At 41.5% G+C, this 12,636-nt stretch carries 6 protein-coding genes and 1 pseudogene; all 7 read right to left on the bottom strand.

Features of this window, described 5'->3' with window-relative positions; genetic code table 11:
* A pseudogene (locus tag CHX27_RS03450) lies at nt 1–567 on the bottom strand (hypothetical protein); the annotation flags it as partial.
* Between the two features lie 1,783 nt (nt 568–2,350).
* Nucleotides 2,351–2,656 carry a DUF3467 domain-containing protein gene (locus CHX27_RS03460; protein ID WP_094485376.1) on the bottom strand — a complete coding sequence of 102 codons (306 nt, stop codon included), beginning with the start codon at nt 2,654–2,656 and terminating at the stop codon, nt 2,351–2,353.
* A 67-nt stretch (nt 2,657–2,723) separates the two neighbouring features.
* A complete protein-coding gene (rpoC, locus tag CHX27_RS03465; protein WP_094485377.1) occupies nt 2,724–7,037 on the bottom strand; it encodes a DNA-directed RNA polymerase subunit beta' in 4,314 nt (1,437 codons plus the stop codon).
* Between the two features lie 131 nt (nt 7,038–7,168).
* A complete protein-coding gene (gene rpoB, locus CHX27_RS03470; RefSeq protein ID WP_094485378.1) occupies nt 7,169–10,981 on the bottom strand; it encodes a DNA-directed RNA polymerase subunit beta in 3,813 nt (1,270 codons plus the stop codon).
* 122 nt (nt 10,982–11,103) lie between these two features.
* Nucleotides 11,104–11,475: a 50S ribosomal protein L7/L12 gene (gene rplL, locus CHX27_RS03475; RefSeq protein WP_094485379.1), complete on the bottom strand. Its 372-nt coding sequence runs from the start codon at nt 11,473–11,475 to the stop codon at nt 11,104–11,106.
* 64 nt (nt 11,476–11,539) lie between these two features.
* Nucleotides 11,540–12,034: a 50S ribosomal protein L10 gene (rplJ, locus tag CHX27_RS03480; RefSeq protein ID WP_094485380.1), complete on the bottom strand. Its 495-nt coding sequence runs from the start codon at nt 12,032–12,034 to the stop codon at nt 11,540–11,542.
* Between the two features lie 23 nt (nt 12,035–12,057).
* A partial coding sequence (gene rplA, locus CHX27_RS03485) for a 50S ribosomal protein L1 (protein WP_094485381.1) occupies nt 12,058–12,636 on the bottom strand: 579 nt, incomplete at its 5' end.

Here is a 12,636-nt window from a genome sequence, read left to right on the forward strand (position 1 = left end):
TGAGTTCACGTTTGTAGAACCAGACTGTAATAAGTTCGCGTTGTTGTTGATCGTTAATGTACCCACAACTCCTAAACCTTGTGCAGGTAGTACCGTTACCGGACCATCAACTGTTACATCGCTACCTGATGGAATAACTACTGTAGCATCGTTTGCAACCGTCAACGAACAAGTTGTAATATCTGTTGCTTGGTTGTAGTTACCACCCATGATCGCTCCCACTGTAGAAGAAGGCGCGCCATTCGACCACGCTATACCATCCCAAGTAGTTGAGTTAATAACAACTTGAAGTGTTGTTACATCGGCACACTGACCTGAATCAGGCGTAAACGTATACGTAGTTGTAGCCAAGTTATTCAAGGCCGGAGACCAGCTTCCTGTAATACCGTTGTTTGAAGTTGTTGGTAAAGCAGGAATTGTTGTATTATAACAAACTGCTGCTACTGGTGTGAAAGTCGGAACTGTTAATGCGTTTACAGTTACTGTAACGACATTACTGTTTGCCGAACTACATGAACCGTTAGTAACAACCGCACGGTAGTAACGAGTAGCAGTTAAAGTACCCATTTGCGCAGCTGTTAACGTAGCTGAAGTAGCTCCTGAGATGTTAGTAAAAACATTGTTATCAGAAGATACTTGCCATTGAATTGCCCCTGCATTACCTGTTAAAGTAATANTACTGTAACGACATTACTGTTTGCCGAACTACATGAACCGTTAGTAACAACCGCACGGTAGTAACGAGTAGCAGTTAAAGTACCCATTTGCGCAGCTGTTAACGTAGCTGAAGTAGCTCCTGAGATGTTAGTAAAAACATTGTTATCAGAAGATACTTGCCATTGAATTGCCCCTGCATTACCTGTTAAAGTAATATCAGCAGGTTGTGTACCTGTACAAATGGTTTGATCTGATGAAGCCGTACCACCTACAGAAGCAGGATTCACCGTAATAGTAACCACCGTACTGTTTGCAACTGGACATGGATTATTGGTAAGCTGTGCACGATAATAAGTAGTTGTTGTTAAATTACCCATTGCTGACGATGGCAGAGTAGCGGAAGTCTGTCCAGAAATATTTGTGAAATCAACGTTGTTTGTAGATACTTGCCATTGAATTGCCCCCGAATGACCCGAGAGTGAGAGAGGAGCAGGCTGAGTGCCCGCACAAATGGTTTGATTTGCTGATGCCGTGCCACCGAGGTTTAAAGGACAATAATTAAACGTTGCACTAAAATTTAAACCGCTATTATTAGAGAATCTTATTCCTAGATTGGTGTCGGCCTCAGAAAACACCTCGATCGTGTAGTTGCCTGGAGTGGTCAATCCAGAAATAACATTGGTGGTACCGCCTACAGCTCTCCAAGTTTGATCCCCGTTACAAAAACCGCCATCATTTGAAGCAAATGGTAAATCGATAGAGTTAAATGTTCCGCTAGGACCACTTGAACTTAGCCAAACTCTCCATCGAAATCGACCATTAAAAACGTCACCACCATTACACTTATTGGTCTTATTTTCTCCACCCCGAATAACTATTGATTGCGAGGCGTTAAATGTTCCCAAAGTTGCACCATTAAAATCAGGATTAGCAGTAGCAGCAGCCATGTCATAGAATGTATTGCCACCACCATTTATACTTAAAACAGCAAAACTTTGAAAAATAGTCGTCGATTGCGAGAACCCCAAACTTGTTAATAAAGAAAACCCAAGTAATAGAAGTGCCGAATCATTCTTAAAAATTCGTAAAAATAGATTCATAAAAATAGATTTAAATTTTTTAAGGGTCCTGTACTTTTATCACTAAAAAACTGAGAAATACACAGTTCTTTGCAAAAAAGCCGGACTACAAAGTAAAGACATTATTACAATTTAGTAAAAAAAAGTTATAAAATTTTATTACGAAAACGTTTTCGTGTTAAGAAATTCCGCCGAAATACCAAAAACATCGCTGAACTACTAAAACAGCCGCTTTTCAACGTGCGGAAGTATAAATATTAGAGCAGATTCTCAAAGGGTAAACGCTACGTAGTAAAGCCTTTCTGCGCACATTTTCCCGTGTTAGCGACAGCAGTGGAAATAAAAAATGGTTTTACCTTAGTGAAATGGGTGGCTACACGGCGATTTTATGAGCCCGTGTAACGCCCAATTGAACTTGGTAAAACCGTTTTTTATTGCAACGTATGGCGCGGCGGCGGTTATTGGATGTCTGCGAAGCGAGTGGGATTGATTACGCCGCAACACCCAAGTAGAGGTTAGAAGGTAGAGGTTAGAAGGTAGAAGTTAGAGGTTAGAGGTTAGAGGTTAGAAGTTAGAAACTAAAAAAATCGCTTGGGGAGAGCGATTTTTTGATTTTAAGCCTGACCTGTTGGTCCGAAATTTAATGGAATTTGCGGATGCCCGGTATCTTTAATTGCTCCGTGCGTAGCTTCGAATCGTTGAATATTCTCGGCTAAGGCAGCTACCAATCGTTTTGCGTGTTGCGGTGTTAAAACGATGCGTGACTTTACTTTGGCTTTCGGAACACCGGGCATTAGTGTTACAAAATCGACCACGAATTCGGAATGTGAATGGTTGATTATCGCAAGGTTACTGTAAATTCCTTCCGCGGTTGCCTCGTCGAGTTCGATATTAATTTGTTGTTCTTTTTGATCGCTCATAATATAAGGTATTAAAAAAAGCCTGACGTTGCTGTCAGGCTTTGTAAATATAAGTGATTTTTACGATTTAGCTGCTGTAGTTGTATTCTTCTTTTGCTGCCATAAGCTCGTTAAAATCTTCTTTTGAACCTACGATAGTGTGATCGTAAGCGCGCATTCCGGTTCCTGCAGGGATTCTGTGTCCTACAATAACGTTTTCTTTCAAGCCTTCCAAAGTATCTACTTTACCAGCTACCGCAGCCTCGTTCAATACTTTAGTAGTTTCCTGGAAGGACGCTGCCGAAATAAACGACTTGGTTTGTAGCGAAGCTCTTGTAATACCTTGTAAGATTGGCGTAGCTGTTGCGGTGATTACATCGCGTGCCACAACCAAATTCTTGTCTGAACGCTTCAAAAGCGAATTTTCGTCGCGTAATTGTCGAGGCGATACGATTTGTCCTGGCTTCAAGTTATCAGAATCACCTGCATCTTCAACCACTTTCATTCCGTAGAGCTTATCATTTTCCATGATAAAGTCTTTTGTATGAATCAATTGATCTTCTAGGAATAAGGTATCTCCTGGATCTTGAACTTGAACTTTACGCATCATCTGACGAATCACTACTTCAAAGTGTTTGTCGTTGATTTTCACCCCTTGTAGACGATATACTTCTTGAATTTCGTTTACCAAATACTGTTGAACAGCAGCTGGTCCTTGAATTCTCAAAATATCGTCTGGTGTGATCGCACCGTCCGACAAGGGTACACCGGCACGCACGAAGTCGTTTTCCTGTACCAAGATTTGGCTTGATAATTTCACCAAATACTTCTTCACTTCACCGAATTTCGATTCGATAATGATTTCGCGGTTACCACGTTTGATTTTTCCAAAAGAAACCACACCGTCGATTTCAGAAACTACAGCTGGATTCGATGGGTTACGTGCTTCGAGAAGCTCGGTAATACGTGGTAAACCTCCTGTGATATCGCCTGCTTTTGAAGAACGACGTGGGATTTTCACCAGAATTTTACCTGCTTTAATCTTCTCACCGTCTTCTACCATAAGGTGTGCACCTACTGGTAAGTTGTACGAACGAATTAACTCGTTGTCTTTCCCGTAAATCAATAAGGTTGGAATCAATTTCTTGTTACGACCTTCCGAGATCACTTTTTCTTGGAAACCGGTTTGCTCGTCGATTTCAACAACAAACGATTGTCCTTGCTCTAAATCTTCGTAAGCAATCTTACCTGTAAATTCAGAGATGATTACCCCGTTATATGGATCCCACTTACAGATAACAGCTCCTTTTTGAACCGAATCGCCGTCTTTTACAAAGATGCTTGAACCGTAAGGGATGTTATGTGTATTGAGGACAATTCCTGTTTTTTCATCTACTAATTTCAATTCAGTTGAACGAGAAACAACGATGTCTACAGTGTTTCCTTCGTTATCTTCTCCTTTAACTGTTTTAAGATCTTCGATTTCTACGCGGCCATTGAAACGAACTACGATGCTCGACTCTTCCGAGATTCCACCTGCCACACCACCTACGTGGAACGTACGAAGTGTAAGCTGTGTACCTGGCTCACCGATCGACTGTGCAGCGATAACACCGACAGCTTCTCCGATTTGGGTCATACGACCTGTAGCCAAGTTACGTCCGTAACATTTAGCGCAAATACCTTTATGTGCTTCACATGTCAATGGAGAACGTACTTCTACGCGCTCAATTGGCGATTGCTCGATTACTTTAACAACAGCTTCGGTAATTTCTTCACCGGCTCCAACGATAACTTCGCTGGTAAGCGGATTGATGACATCTTGAAGTGCTACACGTCCGAGGATACGCTCACTAAGCGACTCTACGATTTCTTCGTTTTTCTTTAAGGCTGTAACTTCAACACCGCGAAGCGTTCCGCAGTCGTCTAAGTTTACGATAACGTCTTGAGAAACGTCGTGTAATCTTCGTGTTAGGTAACCCGCATCCGCAGTTTTAAGAGCGGTATCGGCAAGACCTTTACGTGCACCGTGCGTTGAGATGAAGTATTCCAAAATCGAAAGACCTTCTTTAAAGTTAGAAAGAATTGGGTTTTCGATAATCTCTCCACCACCTGCTGTCGATTTTTTAGGCTTAGCCATCAAACCACGCATACCGGTAAGCTGACGAATTTGTTCTTTCGATCCACGCGCTCCTGAATCAAGCATCATATACACCGAGTTGAAACCTTGTTGGTCTTCACGGATGTTTTTCATTGCTAATTCGGTAAGCATGGCATTGGTCGATGTCCACACGTCGATTACTTGGTTGTAACGCTCGTTGTTGGTAATCAGACCCATGTTGTAGTTCATCAAAATACCTTCCACTTGCTCGTTAGCATCGGCGATAAGGTTTTCTTTTTGTTCTGGGATTTTGATATCGCCCAAAGAGAACGACAAACCACCTTTAAACGCAAAGCGGTAACCCATATCTTTGATGTTGTCCAAGAAAGCGGCAGTTGTAGGCACATCGGTTACCGAAAGGATTTTTCCGATGATATCACGCAAGCTCTTTTTTGTAAGAACTTCGTTGATGTAACCTGCAGCTTCAGGAACTACTTCATTAAATAGAATTCTACCGGCAGTTGTTTGGATGATTTTGTATACTAAATCGCCGTTTTCATTGAAGTCTTTTGCACGAATTTTCACGCGAGCATTCAACTCTAATTTTCCTTCGTTTAATGCGATATTCACTTCTTCTGCAGAGTAGAAAGTTAGGCCTTCACCTAAAATTTTGTGCTCTGGAGTTGACAAACGCTCTTTAGTCATGTAGTACAAACCAAGAACCATGTCTTGAGAAGGTACGGTGATTGGCGCTCCGTTCGCTGGGTTAAGGATGTTGTGCGATGCTAACATCAATAACTGCGCTTCAAGGATTGCTTCTGGGCCAAGTGGCAAGTGAACCGCCATCTGGTCACCATCGAAATCCGCGTTAAACGCCGTACACACTAATGGGTGTAATTGAATCGCTTTTCCTTCGATTAATTTAGGCTGGAACGCCTGAATACCCAAACGGTGCAAAGTTGGAGCACGGTTTAGCAGTACTGGGTGACCTTTAATTACGTTTTCAAGGATATCCCAAACAACCGGCTCTTTTTTATCGATAATTTTCTTAGCCGACTTAACGGTTTTCACGATTCCACGCTCAATAAGCTTACGAATCACGAATGGTTTGTAAAGTTCGGCAGCCATATCTTTTGGCAAACCGCACTCGTATAATTTCAATTCTGGTCCAACGACAATTACCGAACGTGCTGAATAATCCACACGTTTACCAAGTAAGTTCTGACGGAAACGACCTTGTTTTCCTTTTAGGGAATCCGAAAGTGATTTCAACGGACGGTTTGATTCTGTTTTTACTGCAGAAGCTTTACGTGTGTTATCGAAAAGTGAATCTACAGATTCTTGTAGCATACGTTTTTCGTTACGCAAGATTACTTCTGGAGCTTTGATTTCCATCAAACGCTTCAAACGATTATTACGGATGATCACACGACGATACAAATCGTTCAAATCGGAAGTTGCGAAACGACCACCATCTAGAGGCACAAGCGGACGCAATTCTGGTGGAATAACCGGAATTACTTTCATGATCATCCACTCTGGACGATTTTCGCGGTTTTGGTTTGCTTCGCGGAACGATTCTACAACTTGCAAACGCTTCAAGGCTTCGGTTTTACGTTGCTTTGAAGTTTCGTTGTTTGCGCTGTGACGCAATTCGTACGACAAGGCATCCAAATCGATACGTGCCAATAAATCCATGATACATTCAGCACCCATTTTGGCGATGAATTTGTTAGGATCGTTGTCATCGAGATATTGGTTGTCTTGCGGCAAGCTATCCAAAATATTCAAGTACTCTTCTTCAGTAAGGAAGTCGAGTCTGTTCAGGCTTTCTCCGTCTGGACCTTTCGCGATACCGGCTTGAATCACTACGTATCTCTCGTAGTAGATAATCATATCCAGTTTTTTCGAAGGCAAACCTAGGATGTAACCAATTTTATTTGGAAGGGAACGGAAGTACCAGATGTGAGCGATAGGCACTACTAGATTGATGTGTCCGACGCGGTCTCTACGTACTTTCTTTTCGGTAACTTCAACACCACAACGGTCGCAAACGATTCCTTTGTATCGGATTCTTTTGTACTTACCACAGGCGCATTCAAAGTCTTTTACCGGACCAAAAATTCGCTCGCAAAACAAACCATCTCTTTCGGGTTTGTGTGTACGGTAATTAATGGTTTCTGGCTTCAATACTTCGCCGCGAGATTCGGCTAGGATTGACTCCGGAGAAGCAAGTCCGATAGAAATTTTATCGAATCTTTTGATGGTGTTCTTCTCTTTATTATTTCTATTGTTCATCATAGTTACAACTATTGATTTTTTGAAATTCTTGTTTTTTTGCTTTCGCGAATCTTGGTTTTCGATTAGTCAAAAACTAAGGAGTCGATTTTATTGCTAAAATCAGTTGGCCCGAAGAATATTCGGGCGAACTGTTACTCTTCTAAACGAATATCGAGACCGAGACCTTTCAATTCGTGCATCAATACGTTAAATGACTCAGGTAAACCAGGTTCTGGCATCGTTTCGCCTTTTACGATTGCTTCGTAAGTTTTAGCTCTTCCGATTACGTCGTCTGATTTAACGGTAAGGATTTCGCGGAGTGTGCTGGATGCACCGTACGCTTCAAGTGCCCATACCTCCATCTCTCCGAAACGCTGACCACCGAATTGCGCTTTACCACCTAACGGTTGTTGCGTAATCAATGAGTAAGGTCCGATAGAACGTGCGTGCATCTTGTCATCCACCATGTGTCCGAGTTTCAACATATAGATTACACCTACAGTTGCTGGCTGGTGAAAACGCTCTCCAGTACCACCATCGTACAAGTATGTGTGTCCGAATCGTGGAATACCTGCTTCGTCGGTAAGCTCATTGATTTGATCAAGAGTTGCTCCATCGAAAATTGGCGTTGCAAATTTCTTACCTAACTTTTGTCCGGCCCATCCTAATACGGTTTCGTAAATCTGTCCGATGTTCATACGAGAAGGTACCCCTAGCGGATTCAATACGATATCTACTGGTGTTCCGTCTTCCAAGAACGGCATGTCTTCGTGTCTTACGATACGAGCAACAATACCTTTGTTACCGTGACGACCTGCCATCTTATCACCCACTTTCAACTTACGTTTCTTAGCGATGTACACTTTAGCTAATTTCAAAATACCTGCTGGAAGTTCGTCGCCCACAGTAATAGTGAATTTCTCTCTTCTCAAAGCACCTTGCAAGTCATTCAATTTGATTTTATAATTGTGAATCAAATCATTGACCATTTTGTTAGTTTCGTCATCGGCAACCCACTGACCTTTGCTCAAGTGTGCAAAGTCTTCCACGGCGTGTAACATTTTTAGGGTATATTTCTTTCCTTTTGGAAGTACTTCTTCTCCTAAATCGTTCATTACCCCTTGTGAGGTTTTTCCGTTAACGATGTTGAACAATTTTTCAACCAATTTGTCTTTTAATTCAACAAATTTGGTTTCAAATTCCATTTCAAGACTACCTAAATCGTCTTTGTCTTTGGTACGCTTACGCTTGTCTTTTACAGCTCTCGCGAAAAGTTTCTTATCCAAAACAACACCGTGTAATGAAGGTGAAGCTTTTAATGACGCATCTTTAACATCGCCCGCTTTATCACCAAAAATCGCGCGAAGAAGTTTCTCTTCTGGTGTTGGATCTGATTCTCCTTTTGGCGTGATTTTACCGATTAGAATATCGCCAGGTTTTACCTCTGCTCCTATTCTAATCATACCATTTTCGTCCAAATCTTTGGTAGCTTCTTCAGAAACGTTTGGTATGTCGTTGGTAAGTTCTTCGTTACCTAATTTTGTATCACGAACATCTAATGAATAGTCATCGATGTGAATTGAAGTGAAAATATCGTCGCGAACAACTTTCTCAGAAATTACAATCGCATCCTCGAAGTTGTATCCTTTCCATGGCATAAACGCCACTTTAAGGTTTCTACCTAAGGCTAATTCGCCGTTTTGAGTTGCGTATCCTTCAGAAAGCACCTGACCTTTAACTACGCGATCGCCTTTTCTTACGATAGGCTTCAAGTTAATCGTAGTCGATTGGTTGGTTTTTCTGAATTTAATCAGATTATATGTTTTTTCATCTGGGTCGAAAGACACCATACGTTCCTGCTCAGTACGATCGTATTTAATTGTGATGATGTTTGCATCAACGTATTCTACAACTCCATCGCCTTCAGCGTTGATAAGTACACGAGAATCAGAAGCTACTTGACGCTCTAATCCAGTCCCTACAATTGGTGCTTCTGGACGGAGCAAAGGAACTGCCTGACGCATCATGTTTGATCCCATCAAGGCACGGTTCGCATCATCGTGCTCCAAGAACGGAATTAAAGATGCAGAAATCGAAGCGATTTGGTTCGGAGCAACGTCTGCGTAGTGAATACGTGACGGTTCTACAACTGGGAAATCGCCTTCCTCACGTGCAATTACACGGTCGGCAAGAATGGTTCCATCAGCACCTACTTCGATGTTTGCTTGCGAAATCATTTTACCTTCTTCCTCTTCAGCAGAAAGGTAAATTGGCTCTGAATGAATATCGATTTTACCGTTTTCTACTTTGCGGTAAGGCGTTTCGATAAAGCCCATTCCGTTTACTTTCGCATACACACCCAAGGAAGAAATCAAACCGATGTTTGGACCTTCCGGAGTTTCAATCGGACATAAACGTCCGTAGTGCGTATAGTGAACGTCACGAACCTCGAAACCAGCGCGCTCACGAGATAGACCACCTGGTCCGAGAGCTGATAAACGACGTTTGTGCGTTATTTCAGCGAGCGGGTTGGTTTGATCCATGAACTGTGATAACTGGTTGGTTCCGAAGAACGAGTTAATCACAGACGAAAGTGTTTTTGCGTTGATCAAATCGATCGGTGTAAATACTTCGTTATCGCGAACGTTCATACGCTCACGAATAGTACGAGCCATACGCGCCAAACCTACACCAAATTGTGCTGAAAGTTGCTCGCCTACAGTTCTTACACGACGGTTTGACAAGTGGTCGATATCATCGATTTCTGCTTTTGAGTTAATCAACTCAATAAGGTATTTCACGATGGTAATAATATCTTCTTTGGTAAGCACTTGCTTTTCCATAGAGATATCGAGACCAAGTTTTTTGTTCATTCTGTAACGACCAACTTCACCTAGGTTATAGCGTTGATCTGAGAAGAACAATTTATCTATGATGCCACGAGCAGTTTCTTCATCAGGTGGTTCTGCGTTACGCAACTGACGGTAAATGTGCTCAACAGCTTCTTTTTCAGAGTTTGTTGGGTCTTTTTGTAAGGTATTGTGGATGATCGCATAATCCGCTTGGTTCGAATCTTCTTTGTGAAGAAGGATCGACTTAACGTTTGCTTCAATGATTTCTTCCACATTATCTTTATCGATGATGGTATCGCGGTCGAGAATAATTTCGTTACGCTCGATAGATACTACTTCACCTGTATCTTCATCAACGAAATCTTCGTGCCAAGTGTTCAGAACACGAGCAGCTAATTTACGTCCGATGTATTTTTTAAGACCGGTTTTAGAAACTTTAATTTCTTCTGCAAGGTCGAAAATCTCCAAGATATCTTTATCTCTTTCGAATCCGATGGCACGGAAGAGCGTGGTTACTGGAAGTTTTTTCTTACGATCGATATAGGCGTACATTACGCTGTTGATATCGGTTGCAAATTCGATCCATGAACCTTTGAAAGGAATTACACGAGCCGAATATAATTTAGTACCGTTGGCGTGGAACGACTGTCCAAAGAAAACGCCTGGAGAACGGTGTAATTGAGAAACAACAACGCGTTCAGCACCATTAATAACAAAAGTACCGCTCGGTGTCATGTAAGGAATTGTCCCTAAATAAACATCCTGAACAATCGTTTCAAAATCTTCGTGTTCTGGATCAGTACAGTACAATTTCAAACGTGCCTTAAGTGGAACGCTGTAGGTAAGTCCTCTTTCGATACATTCTTGGATGCTGTATCGCGGTGGATCAACGAAATAGTCGAGGAATTCCAACACGAACTGGTTTCTGGTGTCCGTAATTGGGAAATTCTCCATAAAGGTGTTGTATAAACCTTCGTTCCCTCTTTCGTCAGACTTGGTTTCCAGCTGAAAGAAGTCTTTGAAAGATTTCACCTGTATGTCTAGAAAATCCGGGTAATCAGGGATGTTCTTAGTCGAGGCGAAATTTAGTCTTTCGGTCTGATTTGTTATCATCAATGGACAAAATTTTGATTTAATAATTGTAAAAAAGGCCGTATAAAGTACTTATACGAAAAATGGTTTAGGTCATTGGAACGCATCCAAGACCTAAACCTGAAAACAAAAACTGTTTATGCTTACTTAAGCTCAACAACAGCTCCGGCTTCTTCTAAAGATTTTTTCAAGCCTTCAGCTTCATCTTTAGTAACACCTTCTTTAACGTTTGTTGGAGCGCCGTCAACTAAGTCTTTAGCTTCTTTCAATCCAAGACCTGTAAGTTCTTTAACTGCTTTAACAACTGCTAATTTAGAAGCACCTGCATCTTTCAATACCACAGTGAATTCTGTTTGCTCTTCAGCAGCAGCACCAGCATCACCACCACCAGCAACAACAACAGCTGCTGCAGCAGGCTCGATACCGTACTCTTCTTTTAATATAGTTGCTAAGTCGTTAACTTCTTTAACTGTCAAGTTAACTAACTGTTCTGCGAATTGTTTCAAATCTGCCATTTTTTCTATCGTTTAAAATGATTTGTAAAAATTATAATTTATTAAGTGTGCGCTAAATTGTGGCTTACGCTGCGTCTTCGTCTTTGAATTGATTTTGAAGAGCAGAGATAACGCGTTGAGCCGGAGATTGAAGCAATCCGATGATTTCTCCAATAAGTTCCTCTCTTGATTTGATCGTTGCAAGCGCGTCAAGTTGGTTATCGCCAATGTAGATATCGTTGTTGATGAAAGCACCTTTAAGGATTGGCTTGTCAGCTTTTTTACGAAACTCTTTGATGATTTTACCTGGAGCATTTGCTACGTCGGCAACAAGAATAGAAGTATTTCCTTTAAGAACAGATGGCAAATCGCCGTAATTGTTCTCAGAAGCTTCCATTGCTTTTGCTAGAAGGGTATTTTTAACTACTTCCAACTTAATTCCTGCTTTGAAGCAAGCTCTACGCAGGTTTGAAGTTGTTTCAGCATCTAATCCTGAAATATCAGCTAAATAAACGATATTTGAATTAGCCAACTGGGCAGTCAAATTCTCAATTGCTAATGATTTTTCTTGTTTTGTCATTTCTTAGAAATTTAAACTACCAATTAAACAGCCTTAGGATCTAGAGCAATCGCAGGACTCATAGTACTTGACAAGTGAATGCTTTTGATATAAGTTCCCTTTGCTGCGGTTGGCTTAAGTTTGATTAATGTTTGGATAATTTCGTGTGCATTGTCAACGATTTTGTCAGCATCGAAAGATACACGACCAATTCCTGCATGAACAATACCTGTCTTATCTACTTTGAAATCGATTTTACCAGCTTTCACTTCTGCCACAGCTTTCGCTACATCCATAGTTACAGTACCGGTTTTTGGGTTTGGCATCAAGCCACGTGGACCAAGAATACGTCCCAAAGGACCTAATTTACCCATTACAGCAGGAACGGTGATAATTACATCAACATCAGTCCAACCGTCTTTGATTTTTTGTAGGTATTCATCAAGACCTACATAATCAGCTCCAGCAGCTTTAGCTTCCGCTTCTTTGTCTGGAGTTACTAATGCAAGTACTCGTACATCTTTACCAGTTCCGTGAGGTAGAGTTACTACGCCACGAACCATCTGATTTGCTTTACGCGGATCTACACCTAACTTAACAGCGATATCAACAGACTCGTCGAA

It is taken from the genome of Flavobacterium aurantiibacter, from assembly GCF_002251775.1.
GTDB classification, from domain to species: Bacteria; Bacteroidota; Bacteroidia; order Flavobacteriales; family Flavobacteriaceae; genus Flavobacterium; species Flavobacterium aurantiibacter.